We start from the raw sequence: 22,719 nt of genomic DNA, 5'->3' as shown, positions 1-22,719 counted from the left end.
ATGCTGGCACAGGAAGTCGCTCAACGCTACGCCCACGCGCTCTTTGACGCGGCCCGCGAGAAGGGACTGCTCGACGCCGGGTACAGCCAGATGGCCGACCTGCGGACCGTTGTCCGCGCCGATCGGACCCTGCTCAATTTCCTCACCGCCCCGCAGGTGCTCGACGAGCACAAGATCGAACTGCTCAGGACGGTGTTCGGCAGCCGGCTGCAACGGCTGTTTGTCGAGTTCCTCGTCGTGCTGGTCGGCAAGCACCGCATAAACTACCTGGTCGAGATCATCGACGAGTTCGTCGAGCGGGTGGAGAAGGCCAAGGGGATCGGGCGGGCCCGGGTGATCTCGGCCGTGCCGCTGTCCGGCCCGGAGCGGGAGAACCTGGTCGGCCGGCTGTCGGCCAAGACGGGCCTGCAGATCCGGCTGGAGGTGCGGATCGATCCGGCCATCCTCGGCGGCCTGATCGTCATTTTGCACAACGAGATTATCGACGGCTCGATCCGGCACGGGCTGGGGCTGATCGAGGAGCAGCTTTTGAAGGTGAAAGTGAACTGACCGCCGCAGGCGCCGCCCCATGCGACGCGCGCGGGGCGGCGGCGCGGCCCCGCCCGGATGCGGCGATGGCGGTGCGGTTAAGACAGGAGTACGAAGATGGGTCTCAACCCTGAAGAAGTTACATCGGTCATCAAGAAAGAGCTGGAGAAGTACGAAACCAGGCTCGAAATGGAATCCGTCGGAACCGTACTCCAGGTGGGCGACGGGATCGCGCGCATCTGGGGGCTCGAGGATGTCCAGATGTCCGAGCTGATCGAGTTTCCCGGCGACATCATGGGCCTCGTGCTCAATCTCGAAGAAGACAATGTCGGCGCCGCCATCTTCGGCTCCGATACGCACATTCACGAGGGGGACACGGTGCGGCGGACCGGCCGCGTCGCCAGCGTCCCGGTCGGCGAGGCCCTGCTGGGGCGGGTGGTGAACCCGCTCGGCCAGCCGCTCGACGGCAAGGGGCCGATTGTCACCGACAAGTTCCGCGTGATCGAGGGCCACGCGCCGGGCGTGGTCGACCGCCAGCCGGTGAAAGAACCGCTCCAGACGGGGTTGAAGGCGATCGACTCGATGATCCCGATCGGGCGCGGCCAGCGCGAGCTCGTGATCGGCGACCGCCAGACCGGCAAGACGGCGCTCGTGATCGACACGATCATCAACCAGCGCCATTCCGACGTCTACTGCATCTACGTCGCGATCGGCCAGAAGGCCTCGACGGTGGCGCAGGTGGTGGAGACGCTGCGCAGGTACGGGGCGATGGAGTACACGACGGTCGTGGCGGCGACCGCCACCGACCCGGCCCCGCTGCAGTACATCGCCCCCTACGCCGGCTGCGCCATGGGCGAGGAGTTCATGTACAACGGCAAGCACGCCCTGGTGGTGTACGACGACCTGTCCAAGCAGGCCCAGTCGTACCGCCAGCTGTCGCTCTTGCTGCGCCGCCCGCCGGGCCGCGAAGCCTACCCCGGCGACATCTTCTACACCCACTCGCGGCTGCTCGAGCGCGCCGCCAAGCTGAACGAAAAACACGGCGGCGGGTCGCTCACGGCCCTGCCCATTATCGAGACGCAGGCCGGCGACGTGTCGGCCTACATTCCGACCAACGTGATTTCGATCACCGACGGCCAGATTTTCCTCGAGGGCGAGCTGTTCTTTGCCGGCGTCCGCCCCGCCATCAACGTGGGCATCTCGGTGTCCCGCGTGGGCGGCAACGCCCAGACCAAGATGATGAAGCAGGTGGCCGGGTCGCTCAAGCTCGATCTCGCCCAGTTCCGCGAGCTCGAGGCCTTCACCCAGTTCGGGTCGGACCTCGACGAGGCGACGCTCCGCCAGCTCAACCGCGGGCGCAAAATGGTCGAGCTCCTCAAACAGGGGCAGTACGTGCCGATGTCGGTCGAGCACCAGGTGATGATCATCTGGGTGGGGACCAAGGGGTATCTCGACGACGTGCCGGCCGAGGCGGTCAAGACGTTCGAGGCCGAATTCCTCGCCTTCTGCGAGAAAGAATTCCCGGACATCGCCCACAACCTGAGCAAAGAGAAGAAGATTTCGGAGTCGACGGAGAAAGAGCTGCAGGCGGCGGTGGCGAAGTTCAAGGCGCAGTTTGCAGCCTCGGCGCCGGGCGCCGCCCCGGCGGCGGCCGGACCGGGACCGCACAAACAGGTGTAGCGACGCATGCCCACACTGCGCGACGTCAAGAAGAGAATCCGCTCCGTCCGCTCGACCCGGCGCATCACGGGGGCGATGGAGATGGTGGCCGCGGCGAAGCTCCGGCGGGCCCAGCAGAAGGTCGAACAGACCCGGCCGTACGCCGACAAGTTGGAAGAGATGCTGGCCCACCTGGCGGCGGGATCGAGTAACGAGATTGTCCACCCGTATTTCGAGGAGCGCCCGGTCAGGAAGAGGACGCTCGTGCTTTTCACGGGCGACCGCGGCTTCTGCGGCTCCTACAACGCCAACATCATCCGCGACACGCTCGCCTGGCTCCGCGACCACACGGCGGTCGCGACCGAACTGGTCGTCATCGGCAAGAAGGGGTACGACTATTTCCGCCGCCGCCCGCAGGCGGTGGTCGGGGCGCACCCCGGTTTCAACACGACGCTCGATTACGGCAAGGCGCGCGACATTGTCGGCTTCCTCACCCACCGCTTTGTGAGCGGCGAGACCGACCGCATTGACCTGCTCTACACCCGGTTTCTCTCGCTCAGCAAGTACCGGATCACGCTGCAGAGCTATCTCCCCATCCGGCCGCCGGCGGTCGGGGCGGCGGCGCCGGGCGGCGCCGACTACATCTTCGAGCCGGATGCCGAGCACATCTACGCGGCGCTCATGCCGAGCTACGCGACGACGATGTTCGTCACCGCCCTCGTGGAGTCGTTCGCGAGCGAGCTGGGCAGCCGGATGATCGCCATGAACGCGGCGACGAAAAACGCCGGGGAGATGATCGACCGGCTCACCCTCGACTACAACAAGGCGCGGCAGGCCCAGATCACCAAAGAACTGCTCGAAGTGGTCTCGGGGGCGGAGGCGCTGAAAGGATGAGGCCGGGGCGGATTCACGCGAAGAGAATGATGTGACATAGATGCGGAGTTATCTCAATGGCTGAAAACATTGGCAGGGTGGTGCAGGTAATCGGGCCGACGGTGGACTGCGAGTTCCGCTCGGACGCGCTCCCGAACATCCTCAACGCCATCCGAATTGTCGATCAGGCGAGAAATATCGATCTGACTGTCGAAGCCTCCATGCACGTCGGCGACAAAATCGTCCGGTGCGTGGCGCTGGCCTCGACCGACGGCCTGGTGCGCGGCATGCCGGCCATCGACAGCGGCAGCCCGATCACCGTGCCGGTCGGCGACCAGGTCCTCGGCCGCGTGTTCGACCTGCTCGGACGGCCGATCGACTCCAAGGGAGAAGTCAAAGAGCCGCGCAAACGGCTGCCCATCCACCGCCCCGCCCCGCCGTTCGAGGAACAGGCGACCAAGGCGGAGATGTTCGAGACCGGGATCAAGGTGATCGACCTGCTCGAACCGTACGTGAAGGGGGGCAAGGTGGGCATGTTCGGCGGCGCGGGCGTCGGCAAAACCGTCATCATCCAGGAACTGATCCACAACATCGCCACCGAGCACGGCGGCTACTCGGTGTTCTGCGGGGTCGGCGAGCGGACCCGCGAGGGGAACGACCTCTGGCTGGAAATGACCGAGTCGGGGGTGATCAACCGGACGGCCATGGTGTTCGGACAGATGAACGAGCCGCCGGGCGCCCGCCTGCGGATCGGCCTGTCGGGACTGACGATGGCCGAGTACTTCCGCGACGAAGAGGGCCAGGATGTGCTCATCTTCATCGACAACATCTTCCGCTTCGTCCAGGCGGGCAGCGAGGTCTCGGCGCTCCTCGGGCGCATGCCCTCGGCGGTGGGCTACCAGCCGACCCTGGGCACGGAAATGGGCGGTCTGCAGGAGCGGATCACCTCGACCAAAGCCGGTTCGATTACGTCGGTCCAGGCCATTTACGTGCCGGCCGACGACCTGACCGACCCGGCGCCGGCGACCACCTTCGCCCACCTCGACGCGACCACCGTGCTCTCGCGCCAGATCGCCGAACTGGGCCTCTACCCGGCGGTGGATCCGCTCGATTCGACCTCGCGCATCCTCGACCCCCAGATCGTGGGGGAGGAGCACTACGCCGTCGCGCGGGCGGTGCAGAAAATCCTCCAGCGCTACAAAGACCTCCAGGACATCATCGCCATCCTGGGCATCGACGAACTCTCGGAAGAGGACAAGATCACGGTGTCCCGGGCGCGGAAAATCCAGCGCTTTCTGTCCCAGCCGTTCTTTGTCGCGGAAGCCTTCACCGGCCGCAAGGGGGTGTACGTGAAGATCGAGGACACCATCCGGGGCTTCAGGATGATCATCGACGGCGAGCTGGATCACGTCGGCGAACAGCAGTTCTACATGGCCGGCGGCATCGACGAAGTGCTCGACCGGTACGAGAAGTCCAGGAAGTGAAGCGGCGGGGACGATGTTCACACTCTCGATAGTCACGCCCGAGAAAGTCTTTTTCGAGGCCGAAATCCGGTCGCTGGTGGTGCCGGGGAGCGAGGGGTACCTCGGCATCCTCTCCGACCACGCCCCGCTGATCACCGCCCTCAAGCCGGGGAAGATCGAGTTCCGGGACGCCGCCGACAAGGTGCGGGTGATGGCGGTGTCGGGGGGGTTCCTCGAGGTGTCGCACAACACGGCGACGCTGCTGGCGGACGCGGTGGAATGGGCGGAGGAGATCGACATCGCCCGGGCGCGGGCGGCTCTTGAGCGGAACCAGCAGGCGCTGGCGGCGGCGCAGGCGAAGCCGGGGACCGACCTCGGCGGCCTGCCGGACGCGATCGAGCGGGCGCGCAACCGAATCCGCGTCTACGAGGCGCGGCGCTGAGCGGCCGGCGGCGGGAGGCCAGGGGGCGGGGCCCGACCGACGCGGTAAGGCCAAGTACAGCGGTCGGTTAGGCCGACGTTTTCTCCCTTGACTTGGGGGCTCCGGTCCTGTACACTACAAGGCTATGAAATTGGTACTGCGGGATTTCGAAACTTTTCCCGCCCATGTCTGTTTAGAGGCCGAGCCGGGGACCTTGCCCGTAGACTACCCGGGTGTTGTTGAGGTCGGCCGCGTCACGGTTGACCTGGATATTCAGAAGTCCGGCGAGGAGTTCTTCTGCCAGGGGCAGGTCGCGGCCGAGGTTGGGGTCGAGTGCTCCCGCTGTCTGGTCCGGTTTGAGGAGCAACTGCATGGAGAGACCGATTTCATCGTGTGCTCGTACGATACCTGGGTCGAGGCCCACGCCGAGGCCGAGGACGACGAGGAGTATGTGTTCTACGAAGGGCGGTCGCTCGAGGTGGACCTCGGCGAGCCGGTCCGGCAGGCGGTCATTGTGGCTTTGCCCATGACGCCGCTGTGCCGCGAGGACTGCAAGGGGCTCTGCCCGAAGTGCAAAATAAACCGGAACGAACAGACCTGCGACTGTGCGTTCGATGACGTCGACCCGCGCTGGAACAAGCTCAGAGACCTGCGCGGCGAGAGCGATTGACAGAGGAAACGAGATGCCACTTCCCAAGAGACGACACTCCCGCACGCGCGGCCGCAAGCGCCGCACGCACTGGAAGTTGAGCGCGCCGAACGTGAGCGAGTGCCCGCACTGCCACCAGCCGCGGCTTCCGCACCACGTGTGCACGCACTGCGGATACTACAACGGCCGCCCGATCATTCAGCCGAAAGAAGCGTAATACGCTGCGGATGTCGCCGGCGCGCGGCCGCGCCGGCAACGAGTCGAGTCGATGGCGACCGATAGCGCACACACGATTCTGCTGGACGTCATGGGAGCAGACCATGGCCCCGAGGGGATCATTGCCGGCGGGATCGAGGCCGCCCGCCTGATCGGTCCGGCCGCGCGCGTCGTGCTCGTCGGCCACCGCCCGACCATCGATCGCGTCCTCGCCGGCACGGTCAACGTCCCCCCCGCGGTCGGGGTTCTCCACGCCGAGACCGAAGTTCCCATGACCATCGCGGCCACCGATGGCGCCCGCATGCGCGACAGCTCGGTGGCGGTCGGCCTCCGGGAAGTCCGCGAGCGACGGGCCGATGCGTTCGTGTCGCCGGGCAACACCGGGGCGGTGATGGCGACCGCACTGTTAACGCTGGGCCGCATCGAGGGCGTGATGCGCCCCGCCATCACGACCATGTTTCCGACCTCCACCGGCCGGCCGCTCGTGCTGCTCGACTGCGGCGCGAATGTCGACTGCAAGCCGACCCACCTGTCGCAGTTCGCGGTCATGGGCAGCATCTACTCGAGCATCATGTTCAACCTTGAGGCCCCGCGTGTCGGCCTCATCTCGATCGGCGAGGAGCGGAGTAAGGGGAACGACCTGGTGTTCTCGGCCCGCAAGCTGCTGGCGGCCTCGCACATCAACTTCGTCGGGAACATCGAGGGTCGGGACATTCTGTCGGGGACGGTCGACGTAGGGGTGACGGACGGGTTTACCGGGAACATCCTGCTCAAGTTCGCGGAGTCGGTGCAGCCGATGCTCGCCAAGGCCGTGCAGCGCCAGATCCAGACCAACATTTTCTCCCGCATCGGCGCCTTCCTGCTTCTGCCGTTTTTGCGCCGCATGGCCAAGCAGTTCGACTACGCGCAGTCGGGCGGCGCACCGCTCCTGGGCGTCGACGGCACCGTAATCATCTGCCACGGCTCGTCCAGTTCGCTCGCCATCCAGAACGCCGTCCTCGCCGCCTACGAGATGGCCGCCAAGGGAATCCGGGAGCGCATCCACGAAGAACTACTCACGAATCAACTGGGAAACACGAATGGGGCAAATAAAAGCAAGGATAATCGGGACTGGGTCGTATGTACCGCCTCGGCGCCTGACGAACGCTGAGTTCGAAAAGACCATCGACACCTCCGACGAGTGGATCGTCACCCGCACGGGAATCCGGGAGCGCCGGATTGCGGCGAACGGCACGGCGACGTCGGAAATGGCGACGGAGGCCGCACGCGCGGCGCTGGCGATGTCGGATCTGGCCCCCGACCAGATCGACCTGGTGATAATCGGCACGGTGACGCCCGATTACCGGGTGCCGGCGACGGCCTGCCTCGTGCAGGAGCGGCTCGGCTTGGTGAATGCCGTCGCCTTCGACATCGCGGCCGCCTGCACCGGGTTCATCAGCGGACTCACGATCGCCTCCTCCTTCATCTCCTCCGGCCAGCACACAAATGCCCTGGTCGTCGGCGCCGAAAAGCTCTCCTCCATCACCAACTGGAACGACCGCGGCACCTGCATCCTCTTCGGCGATGCGGCCGGGGCGGCCGTGGTCACCGGCGACGACAGCGGGCGCGGCCTGCTCGCGTCGTTCATGCGCTCCGACGGCCGGTACAGCCAGTTGCTGTGGCAGAAAGTCGGCGGCACGGCCTTCCCCTACACGCCGGAGTTCCCGTTCGACGGTTCGGACAAGCTGGTGATGAACGGTTCGGAGGTGTTCAAGGTGGCGGTGCGGGAGATGGCGAACGCCGCCGAGCGGGTGGTGGCCGACGCGGGCATCGACTCGAACGATATCGCGCTCATCGTCCCCCACCAGGCCAACATTCGGATCATCGAGGCCCTGGCCAAGCGGATGAAGGTATCCATGGACCGGGTGTACCTGAACATAGACCGCTACGGCAACACCTCGGCGGCCTCGGTGCCGCTGGCCCTGGACGAGGCGAACCGCGCGGGGATGTTGCACCCCGGCGACCACATCCTCCTTGTCGCTTTCGGCGGCGGCCTGATCTGGGGCTCCGCTCTCGTGAGGTGGTGAGTATGAGCAAGACAGCGTTGTTCTTTCCGGGCCAGGCCTCGCAGTACGTCGGGATGGGCCGGGATTTGTATGAGGCCTCGGCCGACGTGCGCCGCCTGTATGAGCTGGCGGCCGACGCCATGCAGTTCGATATCGCCCGCCTCTCGTTCGAGGGGCCGGCCGAGGATCTCAGGCGCACCCGGTTCACCCAGCCGGCGATCCTGCTGCACTCGCTGGCGGCGCTGACGGTGCTGGGGGACGGCCGGCCGGCGTTCGATTACGCCGCCGGGCATTCGCTCGGCGAGTACGGGGCCCTGGCGGTCACCGGCGCCCTGACGTTCGAGCAGGCCATCCGCGCCGTCGTGCGGCGCGCCCACCTGATGGAGGAGGCCTGCCGCCAGCAGCCGGGAACCATGGCCGCCGTGATGGGGCTGAGCGCCGCGCAGGTCGAGCAGGTCTGCCGCGAGGCCGCCGCCGCGGGCGTGGTCGTGCCCGCCAATTACAACTCGGGAATCCAGATCGCCGTCTCGGGGTCCCGGCCGGGAGTGGAGAAGGCGATCGAGCTGGCCAAAAGCGCGGGCGCCAAGCGGGCGATGCTGCTCGAGGTGGGCGGCGCTTTCCACTCGCCGCTCATGGAGCCGGCCCGCGAGGGACTGCGGACGTATCTCGCCGATCTGGCGATCGCCGCTCCCGCCCGCGCCGTGATCGCCAACGTGACCGCCGAGCCGGCGACTGACGGTGCAACGATTCGCCGCCTGCTCATCGAGCAGGTGACCGCGCCGGTGAAGTGGGCGCAGACGATGGCCTGCCTGGCGGCGGAGGGCGTGACGACCGTGTATGAGATCGGTCCGGGCAAAGTGCTCACCGGACTGGCAAGACGTGACATGAACCTGACGACGTCGGTCAATCTCGACACCCTGGCCGACATCGAGGCGCTGGGCGCGCTGCAGCGCCCCTGAGGGAGGCGGAAGATGATGGATTTTAGCGGCAAGACGGTCGTGGTCACCGGTTCCGCCCGCGGCATCGGGCGGGCGATCGCCGAGCGGTTCGCCCGCGCCGGCGCCCGCGTGGTGATCAGCGACGTCGATGACGCCGCGCTGGCGGCCGCGGCCGCCGCCATGCCGGGCGAGGCCATCGGCGTGCGGGCCGACGTGACCAGCAGCGCCGACGCCGAAGCCCTGATCGCGGCCGCACAGGAGCGGTTCGGTTCCGTGGACGTGGTGGTCAACAACGCCGGCGTGACCCGCGACACGCTCCTGGTGCGGATGGACGAAAAAGACTGGGACATGGTGCTTGACATCAATCTGAAAGGCGCTTTTCTTGTCACGAAATCGGCCGCGAAGGTGATGATGAAGCAGCGCTCCGGGCGCATCATTAACGTCAGCTCCGTGGTCGGATTGTTTGGCAACGCCGGTCAGACCAACTACGCGGCGTCGAAAGCCGGACTGCTCGGATTGACGAAATCCGCGGCCAAAGAACTGGGGGCGCGCGGCATTACCGTCAACGCCGTCGCACCCGGGTTCATTGAAACGGACATGACCCGGGTGCTGCCGGAAGAAGCGCGCGCCCGGTTTTTGGAGCGCAGCGTGATCAAGCGGGCCGGCACGCCCGACGATGTCGCCGCCGCCGTGATGTTCCTGGCGTCCGACGCGGCCGCCTACATCACCGGCCACGTGATCGCCGTCGACGGCGGCATGGCCATGTGAACTGGACTGAAGACATACAACCATACTCAGGAAGAGGTGCTACTATGGCCGCAGAACTGGAAGATCGGGTGAAGGAAATCATCGTCGAGCAACTCGGCGTCGAAGCTTCCCAGGTGACTGAGAAAGCCAAGTTCGTCGACGACCTCGGCGCGGATTCGCTCGACACGATCGAGTTGGTGATGGCGTTGGAAGAGGAATTCTCGATTGAGATACCGGATGAAGATGCCGAGAAGATCGTCTCGGTAGGCGACGCCATCACCTATATCGCGGAGCACAGCCCGAAGGCCAAGTAGGCGGCGGGCAGGCCGTTCACGGAAGGAACGGAACCTCAACTATGAAGAAACGTGTTGTCGTGACGGGCATGGGGGTCGTCTCCCCGAACGGGAATACGCTCGAGGCGTTCTGGCAGTCGCTCCTGGCCGGGAAATCGGGGGCGGGGCGGATCACGCGGTTCGACCCGGAGCCGTTCCCGACCCAGATCGCCGCCGAGGTCAAGGACTTCAATCCGGAGCTCTACCTGGAGAAGAAAGAGGCGCGCCGGATGGACCTCTCGGAGCAGTACGCCGTGGCCGCCAGCGACATGGCGCTGGTTGACGCCGGGCTGAAGGACGGGCGGCTCGACCCCGACCGGATCGGCGTCGTCATCGGCTCCGGCATCGGCGGCATCAGCACGTTCGAGCGGCAGCACTCCCTCATGGAGGAGACCGGCGGGCCGGCCAAGGTGTCGCCGTTCTTCATCCCGATGATGATCATCGACATGTGCGCCGGGCTGGTGTCGATTCGGTACGGCTTCCGCGGACCGAACTACGCCACCGTCTCCGCCTGCGCCTCGTCGGCCCACGCGATCGCCGATGCTTTCCGCATCATCCAGCGCGACGAGGCCGACGTGATGGTCACGGGCGGGGCCGAAGCGACGATCACGCGGACGGCGCTGGCCGGTTTCTGCCAGGCCAAGGCGCTGTCGGTCCGGAACGATGAGCCGGAGCGCGCCTCGCGGCCGTTTGACGCGGAGCGCGACGGCTTTGTGATGGGCGAGGGGGCGGCCATCCTCGTGCTCGAGTCGCTCGATCACGCCCGGGCGCGCGGCGTCCGCATCTACGCCGAACTGCTCGGGGCGGGAATGAGCGGCGACGCCCACCACATGACCGCGCCGCACCCCGAGGGCCTCGGGGCGCGCCGGGCCATGGCCATGGCCCTCCGCGACGCCGGGCTGGCGCCCGAGCAGATCGACTACGTGAACACGCACGGGACGGCGACGATCCTGGGGGATACGGCGGAGACGCGCGCGATCAAGGAGGTCCTCGGCCCGCGCGCCTACGAGATCCCGTGCAACTCGACCAAGTCCATGACCGGCCACCTCCTCGGGGCGGCCGGCGCGCTCGAAGTGGCGGCGTGCGTGCTATCCCTCCGGGATAGCGTCGTGCATCCGACGATCAACATCGACACGCCGGATCCCGAGTGCGATCTTGATTACGTCCGGGAGGGCAAGCGGGCGGTGACGATCCGCCACGCCCTGTCCAACTCCTTCGGCTTCGGCGGACACAACGTGTCGCTGGTGGTCGGAACAGTCAACGGCTCTGCGTGATGGGTGTTTGGGACCGCCTCAGACGATTTTTCTCTCCCAGCCAGGCGCAGCGGCGCGCCGCCGCTCCGGCCGCCGTGCAGCAGCTCATCGGCTACCACTTCCGCTGCCCGGCTGTCCTCGAGCTGGCGCTCACCCATCGGTCGTTCGCCCACGCGGCCGACCAGTACCACCTGTCCAATGAACGGCTCGAATTCCTCGGCGATTCCGTCCTCGGCCTCGTCATCGCCGAGCGGCTCTACCAGGACAACCCGGATCTCCGCGAGGGGGAACTGACCAAGCGCAAGGCGCTCCTCGTCAGCGAGGCGACCCTCGCCGAAATCGGCGTCAGCACCGGTCTCAACCGCCATCTGCTCCTGGCCCCGGAGGAGGACCGCTCGGGGGGCCGCGAGCGGGCCTCGATCGTCTCCGACGCCGTGGAGTCGATCATCGGGGCGGTCTTTCTCGACGGCGGGTTCGAGGCCGCCCGCGACGTCGTCATCCGCCTCGTCTACACCCGGGAGCCGGTCATCGCGACCGACGCCTCCCGCCAGAACTTCAAGGGGGAGCTGCTCGAACTGGTGCAGAGCCGGGGGCAGGGGATGCCGCAGTACGACGTGGTCGCCGAAACCGGTCCCGACCACGAGAAGGTGTTCAGGGTCGAGGTGACGCTCAACGGGCAGACGATCGGATCCGGTTCCGGGCACTCGAAGAAGGAAGCGGAGCAGCGCGCCGCCGAGGCGGCGCTCCTCCACGTCCGCCGCGCCGCCGACTGAACGGAACGCCGGCGCCGTCGGGAACGGTCCCCGGAGGAGGGTTCCTTCGCCGCGGGCCGGGGGGCCGGGGAGTTTTTTTTGCGCGATCCGCGGCTTGGTGCGTAATACTAATAAGGGTTCTCGGAGGACGAGGGAGCAACGGGCGAGCATAGCTATGGTCATCGCCGTGTTGACTGCGGAACCACAACCTTAACAGGAGGGTACAGCCATGCGCAAGGCTACCAAGGCAACAAGGAAGAAAACAGCCGCGCGCCGCGCCGTGCGGCCGGGGGCGAAGGCTTGGACGCAGGGAGAGGTCCAGGAACTCGTGCGGCTCTACAAGGAGACCACGGCCCACGAGGTCGGGCGGCGTCTCGGCCGCTCGCTCGCGTCGGTGAAAGCCAAGATCCGGACCTTGAAGCTGAGGAAATCGGCCGCGGCCCGGCGGCGCACTGTCGCCGGACGGCGCGGCGGGGCGGCCAGGACCGCGGGGCGGAAGACCGCCCGCCGCCGCTAGACCTCCCTTACCAGTACCGGAAAAAGCCCGCCCCGGAGCGGGCTTTTTCCTGCCTCCCCCGCCCTTGACTTTTCGTCCCCCAGCCATGATATTCGACTCTGAGGAAGACCCGTGAAGCTAGGCAAAGTGGAGTCAACATGGACATCGTCTGCCTGATCAAGCAAGTACCCGAAATCGCCCTCATCAGGGTCAACGAGAGCGCCAACAAGGTGGAATTGCCGCAGGGACCGGGGACGGTCAACCCGTTCGATGAGTACGCCGTAGAAGAGGGTCTGCGGTTGAAGGAGAAGCACGGGGGGACGGTGGCGGTCATGACGGTGGGGACCGAGCGGGCCGATGCGGCGCTGCGCAATTGTCTGGCGCTCGGCGTCGACGAGGCCTACCTGCTGTCCGATCCCGCCTTCGAGGGGTCCGACCCGCAGGCGGTAGCCCGAATTCTCGCTGCCGGGCTGAAGAAGCTCGGCCGCTTCACCCTCATTCTCGCGGGCAAGCAGGCGATTGATTCCGATTCCGCCCAGGTCCCCGGCGCCGTGGCCGCGCTCCTGGACCTGCCGCAGGCCATGTTCGTGAAGAAAGTGCAGAGCGTCGACGGCGGCAAGATCGTCGTCGAACGAACCACCGAAGACGGCTACGATGTCGTGGAGCTGGCTCTCCCGGCCGTCCTCTCAGTCGTCAAGGAGATCAACGAGCCCCGCCTGCCGTCGCTGAAAGGGAAAATGGCGGCCAAGAAGAAGGAGGTCGCGGCCTGGAACGCCGCCGACCTCGGTATCGATCCCGCGACGGTGGGGGCCCACTCGGCGACCGCGACGATGAAAGTGGCGCCGCCGCCCCCGCGCCCCAAGGGGGAGAGGATCGACGGGGAGACGCCGGAGGAGATCGCCGAGAGGCTTTTCCGGAAACTCCGCGACAACCAGATTCTGTAAGTCGACGCCGACTCCGAAAATCGACCGCCGTCAGGCGCGCGCCTGGCGGCTCTTTCATGAGAACCTGGAAGGGGTCTGTCCGAGGCGGCCGGCCCCGCCGCAGCCTAAGGAAGACGGCATGCGCATTCATAAACTGCTCGACTGTCCGGAAACCACTGCCGGTGACGGCGCCCGGCTCCGGGAACTGGTCCACCCCGACCGCCCGTACCCGTTCGAGGGCCGCTACTCGCTGGCCCATGGGACCGTGCCGCCGGGGGAACGCACCGCGGCGCACGTCCTCACCACCGACGAGGTCTACCATATCCTCGGGGGGAAGGGGATCCTGTATGTCGGCGAGGAGCTGGCGCTGGTGGAGCCGGGCGATACGATCGAAGTCCCGCCGGCGACGGTCCAGTGGATCGAGAACCCCGGCGCGGAACCGCTCACCTTCCTCTGTCTCGTCGATCCGGCATGGCGGCCGGAGGATGAGACGATAATACGCTGAGCGGACAGGGAGGCGGCCTGCATTTGAAATTTGACAGGCCCCGGCCGGCGGCTAGTATATTCCGGGCGATGACCACCCTACGGTTCATGTCGGGGGCGTGCCTGCGGCGGGCGTTTCTCTCCGCGGCAGTGTCGGCGCTGGCGGCGATCGCGGTGCCGCCCGCGGCCCGCGCCGCCGATCCGGCCGGTTACGTTCTCAGCGACGTGCGCGTCCTCTATGTGTCCGACGACCCGGAGCGCATCGACTGGCCGACGTTGTACTATCTCAACGACGAGCACGGATGCCGGATCGACGTGGTGCTCCTGGACGAGCGCTCCAGCTATCGCACGGCCGCCGCCGGCCTTCCCGAGCGCGAGCTCTACGTGCACACACTCCTGCTGCCGCCGGGGGACCGGGAGGCGATGGATTCGGCGACGGCGATGCTGTTTTCCGAGCGGTACCCGGACATCGTTCTGTTCGAGGCCTTGCGGGGCCAGGGGGGTTACAACGCCCTCCGGGAGCGGATCCTCGCGGCCGAACCCTCGGCCGACCGCCGCTTCAACGTGCTGAAGATCTACGAGCAGGTGACCGATCCCAATGAGGCGCTCGATTCGGCGGCCGCGGTTTTCCTGAGCCGCCGCGAGCTGGCGGTCCGCTACGCCGATCGTCTCGCAGGCGAAATCCCGCAGCTCCTGGGGCGGGATTACCGGGCGCGCGCAGCCGCCGAGCCGCAACTGGTCCGATACCGCCAGGTGGTCGGCCGGGTCGGCAGCCGGACTGCCGAAGTCAATTTCCTGGCCGGCGTGCCGGGGAACCGCCTCCTAGCCGTCCTTGAAGAGCTGGTCGCCGACGGACCGAAGAAGACGACGCTGCTGCGTCTGGGCCGGCAGTACCTGGCGAGTCTGAATGCCGCCCTGAGCGCCTCCGGCCGGGAGCGGGCCGCCGCCATAGTCGAGGGATACCGCGCCCTGAGCGATCTGGTTGCGGCGGCGGCGGGCGATCCGCTGTACGACGCGCAGGTGGATCTGCGTGTCTACTTCGCGGAGCTGCTCGCGCAGACCGAGGAGCTTGCCCTCCGGTCGGTCGGGGTGCACTGGGACGGCGGCATCACGGTCCGCGACTCCCCCGACGGTCCGCGGCTGAAATTTCGGGCGAGCCTGTCGGCCGACGGGCCGCAGGAAGTCCGTTTCAGCAACGTCCGGTTCCACCCCTATTGGGACACGGCGGCGGTGACGCTCGACACGGCCGCCCGCACGGTAGCTCCGCACCAGACGTTCGCACGGGAGTACCTGGTGGAAATCGACCCCCGCTACCTCGAGGCTGGCCGTCCCGATTCGCTCGTGTTCACGGCCGAGATCGCGTTCGGCTCGAACCCCCTGACCGTGCGGAGCGCGATCCCGGTCGGGGAGCGGGCGGACCTCGATGTGCGGTTTGAGCCCGACTTCTGCTTCGTGCCGCCGGTCGCGGACCTCGACATCGACCGGGTGGTGGCGCCGCTGACTCTGCGGGTGGTCATTCAGAAACCGCGCGAGTTTGCGGGGACAGTCAAGGTCAATCTGGAAACGCCGCGCGGGCTGTTCGCCGGGGCCTATCGGCAGGAAATCTCGCTCCGGAAAGGATCGCTGCGGGAGACGGTGCGCATTCCGTTTTCGATTTCGAAGCTGTTTGAACTCGGCCTCCAGCAGCAGGTGATATCTTTGGCCTATCGCGACAACGTGGTGGCGGCCGACACCGCGCTCGTGCGGATCGCCTCCTGCCACGTCGACGACAAGACCCAGGTGGCGTTCCTGCCCGATACGACCGGGCGGCTCGAAGACGTGCTGGGAATGACGGACGCGGCTTTCCGCCCGCTCACCGACCGAGGGCTGGCGACGGCTCCGCTGGAGGCGTACGACGTGATCCTGGTCGGTTCGGGTGCGTTTCGCGCCTATCCGTCGTTCGCGGCCATGAAGGATCGATTCGAGGATTTCGTCCGCAACGGCGGGTCGCTGGTGATTTTCGGCCAGCCCGTTGACTGGCCTCAGGATGTTCTCCCGGTGCGGTTCGTGCCCGACGTGGAGCTGGTCGACCGCAACGACATCATCAACCGCATCCCCGACGCCAACTTACTCTCCAAACCGTACCCGATTGTCGAGACCAACCTGCTCTCGTCGTTTTACCGGAAGCAGGACGTGGCGGCGGCGGTGGTGGCGCCGGCCGAGCGGGTCTATGTCGCCCCGAGCGGCGCCGCGCTTTTGTCGGTCTCGCGGATCGGCGAGGGACAGATCATCTACTGCGGCCTGCCCCTCCTGGACATGATTGCCCGGCTGGATATCGACGCCATTCACCTGTTTGCGAACATTCTGAACTATTAGCTCCGGCCGGTGTTATAAGAGGTTCGGCTGCCGACGGTCGGCAGTTCCGGCATTGGTAGGGAATGAACACGACGGCAACACAAGCGAACACCCCGCCCCGGCAGCTCGCCACCGTCACGAAATACTTCCGCACGTACCGCTGGTATTTCCTCGCCGGTTTAGCGGTGACCGTATTGTCCTCCGGCCTGATGATGTACACGCCGCGGCTGGTGGGGCAGATCATCGACGGGCTCGAGCAGGGCCGGGGCGCGGGCTACGCCGGGCGGCGGGTGCTCATTTTGGTCGGGCTGACGGCCGCGTCGGGGGTCTTCATGTTCCTCATGCGCCGCACTGTCATCTGGGCCTCGCGCTACATCGAGACCGACCTGCGCGGCGAGATGTTCTCCCACCTACTCCGCCTGACCCCCTCGTACTATCACGGCACGCGGACCGGGGATGTAATGGCGGCGATGACGAACGACCTGGAGGCGATCCGGATGATGGCCGGTCCGGGGGTGATGTACACGGCCGACGCGGCCGTGAGCCTGCTCATCGGGCTGGTCATGATGCTCACCATCTCCCCCTCGCTCACCCTGTGGGCGCTGCTGCCGCTGCTCGTGCTGCCCTTCGGCGTGCACCGGATCGGCTCGGTCATCCACAAGCGCAACGCGAAAATCCAGGACCACTTCGGCGTGCTCACGGCGGCGGCGCAGGAGAATCTCGCCGGCATGCGGGTAGTCAAGGCGTACGGCCAGGAGGAGCGCGAGATCGAGAACTTCCGCGCCGTCTCCGAAACCTACATCGGCCTGAACATCAGCCTCGCCAAAGTGCAGGGGATTTTCGCCCCCCTCATGCGCCTCATCGCCGCCCTCTCCTACCTCACGGTTTTCTACATGGGGGGCCTGAGAGTGATCAACGGGACCGAAACGCTCGGCACCGTCATCACCTTTTTCGGCTACCTGGCGCTTATGACCTGGCCCGTGATCGCCATCGGCTGGGTCGTCTCGCTCTACCAGCGGGGGTTGGCCTCGCTGGCCCGGGTCAACCGGCTGCTCCACACGGAGCCCGAGGTCCCGGAGGGCGGGGGTCGGGCCGCGGCCGGGCCGATGGCGGGGCGCATCGAGTGCCGCAACCTGCGTTTCAGCTACAACGGCCGGCCGGTGCTCGACGGGGTCAATCTGATGATTGAACCGGGGCAGACAGTCGGGCTCCTCGGCCTCACCGGTTCGGGCAAGACGACGTTGGTGAATCTCATCGCCCGCCTCCACCCGGTCGAGCGTGGCATGCTCTTCATCGACGGCGTCGACGTGAACGACTGGCCGCTGCGCGAGCTGCGGCGGCAAATCGGTTTCGCCACCCAGGAGCCGTTCCTGTTTTCCGACTCCATCGCGGCGAACATCCGGTTCGGCCGTCCCGAGGCCGGCCTGGCCGCGGTGCAGCAGGCCGCCCGGATCGCCGCCCTCGACAAGGATGTCGCCGAATTCCCCCAGGGGTACGAGACGATGGTGGGCGAGCGCGGCATCACGCTCTCCGGGGGCCAGAAGCAGCGCACCGCCATCGCCCGCGCGATCGTGGTCGATCCCCGGATCATCATCCTCGACGACGCGACCAGCGCGGTCGACACCGAGACCGAGCACGAGATCAGTCAGCGCATCAAGGAGGTACTGACGGCGCGGACGGCGATCGTGATCTCGCACCGGGTGTCGTCGGTCAAGGATGCGGACCAAATTGTGTGTTTCGACGACGGCCGGATCATTGAGCGCGGCGACCACGAGGCGCTCATGGCGCGCAACGGCTTCTATGCCCAGCTCTACAGGTCGCAGCTGCTGGAAAAAGAACTGGAGGCGCTGTGAGCGGCGCCCGGGACTACCACGAGGAAGAGGCGCTCGGGAAGGCGTACGACGCGCGCCTCATGCGCCGCCTCCTGACCTACATGCGGCCCTACCGCGAGCTCACGGCCGGCGCCATCCTGTTCATCCTCCTGGCCGCGGCCGCGCAGATTTCGCTGGCCTCCATCACCAAGTGGGGGATCGACAGCTACATCAAGGCCGGCCGGGCGGATGGGTTCCACGCGGTCGCGCTGGTCTATCTCGCCGCCGTCTGCGGGATTTTGTTTTTCTCCTGGGGGCAGATCATGACGACCGTGCGGCTGGGGCAGAAGGTGCAGCACGACCTGCGGATGCAGGTGTTCGAGCACCTCCAGCGCCTGCACCTGCGCTATTTCGACCGCAACCCGGTGGGGCGGCTGGTGACGCGGGTCACCAACGACGTCAACACGCTCAACGAGCTGTTCGGCACGGCGGTGGTGGCGGTGATCGGCGACCTCTTTATGATCCTCCTCATCGTCGTCTACATGCTCTACCTCAACTGGCAGCTCGCGCTGATCACCTTCCTCGTGGTGCCGGTGCTGGTGGGGGCGACCTTTGTGTTCCGGGCGCGGGCGCGCGAGGCCTACCGCCAGGTGCGCCTGAAACTCGCGCGCATCAACGCCTTCGTCCAGGAGCACGTGACCGGCATGGCGGTCGTGCAGTTGTTCACGCAGGAAGAACGCGCCTACCGCGAGTTCGGCGCCATCAACCTCGACCTCCAGGGTGCGCACCTGCGCTCGGTGATCTACTACGCGCTGTTCTACCCGGCGGTCGAGATCATCGGCGCCGTGTCGCTCGCGCTCGTCCTCTACTTCGGGGGCGTGCGGATCATCGGCGGCGCCATGACGTTCGGCGAACTCACCGCCTTCATCTGGCTGGTCGAGCGGTTCTACCAGCCGATCCGCGATCTCTCGGAAAAGTACAACGTGCTGCAGTCGTCGATGGCGTCGTCGGAGCGCATTTTCAGACTCCTGGACACGGCGCCGGAGATTTCCGACCCGCCGCGGCCGCGGGCGATCGCCGCCTTCCGCGGGCGCATCGAGGTCGAGAACCTCTGGTTCGCTTACGAGGACGAAGACTGGGTGCTTCGCGACCTCACGTTCTCGGTCGAGCCGGGCGAGCGGGTGGCGGTGGTCGGGGCCACCGGGGCCGGCAAAACTTCGCTCGTGAACGTGCTCTTCCGCTTCTACGACTATCAGAAGGGATCGATTCGGCTCGACGGCGTCGAGATCCGCGATCTCGCCCTCAGAGAGCTGCGCTCGCACCTCGGGCTGGTGCTGCAGGACGTGTTCCTCTTCTCCGGCGACTATGCCGGCAACGTCCGGCTGCGCAACGAGGGCATCGGCGACGAACAGGTCCGCCAGGCGCTCTCGCGCGTCGGATTCGACCGCTTTTTGAAGCACCTTCCCGACGGAATCCGCACCGAGGTGAAGGAGCGGGGGGCGACGCTTTCGACCGGGCAGAAGCAGCTGCTGTCGTTCGCCCGGGCGCTGGCGTTCGATCCGGGGATCCTCATCCTGGACGAGGCCACCAGTTCGGTGGACACCGAGACGGAGCACCTCATCCAGCAGGCGCTCGAGGAGCTGCTCGCCGGGCGGACCTCGATTGTCATCGCCCACCGGCTCTCGACTATCGAGAAGGCCGACAAGATTCTGGTGCTCCACCACGGCCGCCTGCGCGAGATGGGGCGGCATGAAGAGCTCTTGAGCCGGGGGGGGATCTATCGTACCTTGTACGAGATGCAGTACCGGAGAACCGCCGCGGCGCCGGTCAACCGGCAGGCGGCCGCCAAGTGAGGACCATGGAACTGTCGGCCCGCGACCTGAGCCGTTTTCAGCGCTTTGCCGAAGACACCGCGCGCCTCGCCGGGGAGCTGCTCAAGAAGCGCTTCCACGCCGCCCACCGCGTCCGCTACAAGGGCCGCATCGACCCGGTCACCGAGGCGGATGTCAAATCCGAACGTCTCATCACCGCGCGCCTCCGCCGCGCGTTCCCGGGACACGCGCTCCTGGCCGAAGAGGGATCCGGGACAGGCGCCGCCGCCGAGTTCCAGTGGGTGGTCGATCCGCTCGACGGCACCGTCAACTACGCCCACGGTTTCCCGATCTACTGCGTCTCGATCGCGCTGCAGTTCCGGGGGCTCCCGGCCGCCGGCGCGGTGTACGATCCCGAACGGGACGAGATGTTCCGGGGGGCGCGCGGGCAGGGGGCGTACTGCAACCGCACCCGCCTTCGGGTGGCCCGCGAGATCGACCTGCAGCGCGCCCTTTTGGCGACCGGGTTCGGCTACAACGTGGCCACCGCCCGGCGCAACAACCTCGGCTACTTCGCGCGCATGGTGAAGCGCGCCCAGGGAGTGCGGCGGCCCGGATCGGCGGCGATCGACCTCTGCTGGCTGGCGGCCGGACGGATCGACGGATTCTGGGAACTCGATCTGCACCCGTGGGACACCGCCGCCGCCGTGCTCTTCATCGAAGAGGCGGGGGGGAAGGTGACCCGGACCGACGGCCGGCCGTTCGCAATCACCGACCGGTCCATCCTCGCGGCCAACCCGCGGCTCCACGCATCGATGCTCAAGGTCCTGTCGGGCAGATAGTTATCGTGTCCCGCCCACGCCGCGGCAGATGAGTGTTTGCTCAAATGTGGGGCGGCGCGTATATTATTCTCGCTTCATGCCCGGACTCCTTCGACCATTCGGAACGCTCTTTCGACCCCTACTTGAGCGAGGTTGATATGCATCGCGCATCACTTTTCGTCTGGGTCGCGGCGCTGGCCGTCTGCCCGCTCGCGGCGGTATCATCAGGGGACGTGTGCGGGGACGTGAACGGCGACGGCTCCGTGAGCGTCGCGGACGTCACCGGTGCCGTCAACTACCTCTTCCGGGGAATTCCCGAGCAGCCGTATTTCCGTCCGGCCGACGTCAACGGGGACTACGGCGTCACCGTGGCCGACCTCACCTGGTTGGTGTCCTACCTGTTCCGGGGCGGCCCCGCCCTCGAGTGCCCGGCCACGTTCACCCCGGCGATGGGCGACGGCTGCGTCGAAGCCTGGACGTCGACGGCCGGCGGCCAGCCGAATCCCGCGGTCCGTTCCTCGGGGTGTCTGACCGTGGCTCCCGACGACTCCGCGGAGTACATGTTTGTCGAGCTGGTCGGGAGGGATCTCCACGTCCACCATGTCAATGCATACTACCAGTGCTGTCTGGGGTATGCGGCGACGTTTGAGATCGACGGCCGCTCGGTCACGGTCCAGGAGGCCGACACCTCTTTCTTCCCCTGCCCGTGCATGTGCTACTTCAACCTCGAGGCGATCCTCCCCGGCTTCGCGGCCGCCGAGCCGGGCGAGTATGCGGTCACGCTGGTCGGCCTGGAAGGGGATACGGTCGGCGCGGACACGCTCGTGATCGGCGGGCCGGAGACGATGTCGCTGGAGGTGGTCGGCAAGGATCTGCGCGTCCGGCACTTGAACGCGCAGGCCAACTGCTGCCCCGCTTTCCTCACCGACGTCTTCGTCAACGGGGGCGCGATCACCGTGATTGAGTGGGACACGCTCTCCGCCTGCGACTGCCTGTGCACGTACAATCTGCTCACCGTGGTCAACGATCTCGAGCCGGGCGACTACGCGGTCACGCTCATCGGGGTGTGCACCTATCCGGTGCTGTGCGCTGCGATCGGAACCGACACCGTGACCATACCCGGCCGGTCGGCCGAGTGATCCGCGGCCGGCGCGCAAAAAAGTGCTTGACGGACCCACAGACTCCTTCTTTCTTGGAGGCGCACAACAGTCCAAGGAAGGAGGTGAATCAATGCGCAAGCTGTTCGTTACGGCCCTGCTGGTGTTCGCGGTGGCGATGGTGTTCGGTTTCGCGAGCGGCCAGGTTGCGGCGAAGGGCGGCGGCGGTGGCGGCACGAGCTGCTACTACTACTGCACCTGTGAAGGCAATCCGATGAAGTGCTGCCTGTTCAACGGCGTGTACTTCTGCTTCCCGACGGAAGAGATTCAGTGTACGCAGATCTATGAGTGCTAGGCGTCTGTTCGCCTTCGCACTCGGAATCTAGCGGTTGTGAAACGCCGCCGGCGGGCGACCGCCGGCGGCGCGCTCAGGAACGATCCCGAAAGCGCTCGCCCACCATGCCCGCCTCCCCGCTCCGACTGCTTCGCCTGCCGGTCGCGGCCGGCCTCATCGGCCTCGCCTCGCTCTTCGGCATCTATATCGGCACGGCGACCCGCAGCGTGGTCGAAAAGCCCGCTCCGGGCGACCTGCTGCCCAAGCTCAGCCTCGCGGTCGGGGAGGCCTTCCCCGAGATCCCGCTGGTCGACAGCGCCGGCCGGGGGCTGTCGAGCGGACAGGCGATTGGTTCCGACGGCGCGGTGATCGTCTTCGCCTACCTCGACTGCCCGCCCTGCGAGCAAATGATCAGGAGGATTCAGGATCTCATTGACCGGAAGATCCTGGCCGACACGCAGGTGCTGCTCATCGGCCCCACCACCGCTGCGGCTCACCTGCCGGCTTTTCACCGGCGCTACGGCTGGACGTTCCCGGCCTACGCCGATACCGGGGCTGTGGCGATGCAGCGGTACGGCGTCGAGGGGTTCCCGCTGCTGGCGGTGGTCGGGCCCGACCGGTTAATCCGGCATATTCGAACCGATGCCCGGATGCCGGTGGATCCCGCACAGGTGAAGGCTTGGCTGAGCGACTGATGCGGACGTCCGTGACCACCCGCCGAGGAACATCCGGC

General features: G+C 66.6%; 24 protein-coding genes. All 24 read left to right on the top strand.

All coding sequences use genetic code 11. The features are described from left to right. The 24 genes from KA261_14225 to KA261_14110 all read left to right on the top strand — a co-directional run bounded on the left by KA261_14225 (position 1) and on the right by KA261_14110 (position 22,681). Positions 1–549, top strand: coding sequence for a F0F1 ATP synthase subunit delta (locus KA261_14225; protein MBP7698959.1), 549 nt, complete (start codon positions 1–3; stop codon positions 547–549). 96 nt (positions 550–645) lie between these two features. Continuing rightward, a complete protein-coding gene (gene atpA, locus KA261_14220; GenBank protein MBP7698958.1) occupies positions 646–2,208 on the top strand; it encodes a F0F1 ATP synthase subunit alpha in 1,563 nt (520 codons plus the stop codon). A gap of 6 nt (positions 2,209–2,214) precedes the next feature. Further along, positions 2,215–3,081 (top strand): ATP synthase F1 subunit gamma, encoded by an 867-nt coding sequence (gene atpG, locus KA261_14215; protein ID MBP7698957.1) that lies wholly within the window; start codon positions 2,215–2,217, stop codon positions 3,079–3,081. Between the two features lie 56 nt (positions 3,082–3,137). Next, complete coding sequence (gene atpD / locus KA261_14210; GenBank protein ID MBP7698956.1) at positions 3,138–4,544, top strand: F0F1 ATP synthase subunit beta; 1,407 nt, start codon at positions 3,138–3,140, stop codon at positions 4,542–4,544. Positions 4,545–4,557: 13 nt separating this feature from the next. Then, positions 4,558–4,965, top strand: coding sequence for an ATP synthase F1 subunit epsilon (atpC, locus tag KA261_14205; GenBank protein MBP7698955.1), 408 nt, complete (start codon positions 4,558–4,560; stop codon positions 4,963–4,965). A gap of 124 nt (positions 4,966–5,089) precedes the next feature. Beyond that, positions 5,090–5,614 (top strand): DUF177 domain-containing protein, encoded by a 525-nt coding sequence (locus KA261_14200; protein ID MBP7698954.1) that lies wholly within the window; start codon positions 5,090–5,092, stop codon positions 5,612–5,614. A gap of 13 nt (positions 5,615–5,627) precedes the next feature. Next, on the top strand, positions 5,628–5,810 hold the full coding sequence (gene rpmF, locus KA261_14195) for a 50S ribosomal protein L32 (protein ID MBP7698953.1): 183 nt from the start codon (positions 5,628–5,630) through the stop codon (positions 5,808–5,810). A 51-nt stretch (positions 5,811–5,861) separates the two neighbouring features. Then, entirely contained in the window at positions 5,862–6,959 is a 1,098-nt protein-coding gene (gene plsX / locus KA261_14190) for a phosphate acyltransferase PlsX (protein MBP7698952.1), read from the top strand. Beyond that, complete coding sequence (locus KA261_14185; protein ID MBP7698951.1) at positions 6,889–7,875, top strand: ketoacyl-ACP synthase III; 987 nt, start codon at positions 6,889–6,891, stop codon at positions 7,873–7,875. Before plsX ends, KA261_14185 begins: the two co-directional genes overlap by 71 nt. 2 nt (positions 7,876–7,877) lie before the next feature. Then, a complete protein-coding gene (gene fabD, locus KA261_14180; GenBank protein ID MBP7698950.1) occupies positions 7,878–8,813 on the top strand; it encodes an ACP S-malonyltransferase in 936 nt (311 codons plus the stop codon). 15 nt (positions 8,814–8,828) lie between these two features. After that, positions 8,829–9,560, top strand: a complete 732-nt coding sequence (fabG, locus tag KA261_14175) for a 3-oxoacyl-[acyl-carrier-protein] reductase (protein MBP7698949.1) — start codon at positions 8,829–8,831, stop codon at positions 9,558–9,560. 44 nt (positions 9,561–9,604) lie between these two features. Next, entirely contained in the window at positions 9,605–9,853 is a 249-nt protein-coding gene (locus KA261_14170) for an acyl carrier protein (GenBank protein ID MBP7698948.1), read from the top strand. Positions 9,854–9,894: 41 nt separating this feature from the next. After that, positions 9,895–11,145 carry a beta-ketoacyl-ACP synthase II gene (gene fabF / locus KA261_14165; GenBank protein ID MBP7698947.1) on the top strand — a complete coding sequence of 417 codons (1,251 nt, stop codon included), beginning with the start codon at positions 9,895–9,897 and terminating at the stop codon, positions 11,143–11,145. Then, positions 11,145–11,897 (top strand): ribonuclease III, encoded by a 753-nt coding sequence (gene rnc / locus KA261_14160; GenBank protein MBP7698946.1) that lies wholly within the window; start codon positions 11,145–11,147, stop codon positions 11,895–11,897. Before fabF ends, rnc begins: the two co-directional genes overlap by 1 nt. 208 nt (positions 11,898–12,105) lie before the next feature. After that, entirely contained in the window at positions 12,106–12,393 is a 288-nt protein-coding gene (locus KA261_14155) for a hypothetical protein (GenBank protein MBP7698945.1), read from the top strand. A gap of 137 nt (positions 12,394–12,530) precedes the next feature. Beyond that, complete coding sequence (locus KA261_14150; protein ID MBP7698944.1) at positions 12,531–13,316, top strand: electron transfer flavoprotein subunit beta/FixA family protein; 786 nt, start codon at positions 12,531–12,533, stop codon at positions 13,314–13,316. 118 nt (positions 13,317–13,434) lie between these two features. After that, positions 13,435–13,800, top strand: a complete 366-nt coding sequence (locus tag KA261_14145) for a cupin domain-containing protein (protein MBP7698943.1) — start codon at positions 13,435–13,437, stop codon at positions 13,798–13,800. A 68-nt stretch (positions 13,801–13,868) separates the two neighbouring features. Then, on the top strand, positions 13,869–16,133 hold the full coding sequence (locus KA261_14140) for a hypothetical protein (GenBank protein MBP7698942.1): 2,265 nt from the start codon (positions 13,869–13,871) through the stop codon (positions 16,131–16,133). A 62-nt stretch (positions 16,134–16,195) separates the two neighbouring features. After that, the gene (locus tag KA261_14135; protein ID MBP7698941.1) at positions 16,196–17,965 is read left to right on the top strand and encodes an ABC transporter ATP-binding protein; all 1,770 of its coding nucleotides are present in this window, start codon (positions 16,196–16,198) and stop codon (positions 17,963–17,965) included. Between the two features lie 59 nt (positions 17,966–18,024). Further along, complete coding sequence (locus tag KA261_14130; GenBank protein MBP7698940.1) at positions 18,025–19,776, top strand: ABC transporter ATP-binding protein; 1,752 nt, start codon at positions 18,025–18,027, stop codon at positions 19,774–19,776. A 5-nt stretch (positions 19,777–19,781) separates the two neighbouring features. Continuing rightward, complete coding sequence (locus KA261_14125; GenBank protein MBP7698939.1) at positions 19,782–20,576, top strand: inositol monophosphatase; 795 nt, start codon at positions 19,782–19,784, stop codon at positions 20,574–20,576. A 137-nt stretch (positions 20,577–20,713) separates the two neighbouring features. Next, on the top strand, positions 20,714–21,694 hold the full coding sequence (locus KA261_14120; protein ID MBP7698938.1) for a dockerin type I repeat-containing protein: 981 nt from the start codon (positions 20,714–20,716) through the stop codon (positions 21,692–21,694). Between the two features lie 91 nt (positions 21,695–21,785). Then, complete coding sequence (locus KA261_14115) at positions 21,786–22,007, top strand: hypothetical protein (GenBank protein MBP7698937.1); 222 nt, start codon at positions 21,786–21,788, stop codon at positions 22,005–22,007. A gap of 104 nt (positions 22,008–22,111) precedes the next feature. Beyond that, positions 22,112–22,681 (top strand): redoxin domain-containing protein, encoded by a 570-nt coding sequence (locus KA261_14110; GenBank protein MBP7698936.1) that lies wholly within the window; start codon positions 22,112–22,114, stop codon positions 22,679–22,681. Positions 22,682–22,719: the final 38 nt, after the last annotated feature.

Source organism: Candidatus Zixiibacteriota bacterium (assembly GCA_017999435.1).
GTDB lineage: Bacteria > Zixibacteria > MSB-5A5 > GN15 > FEB-12 > JAGNLV01.
This window is presented reverse-complemented; position numbering and strand designations above follow the sequence as displayed.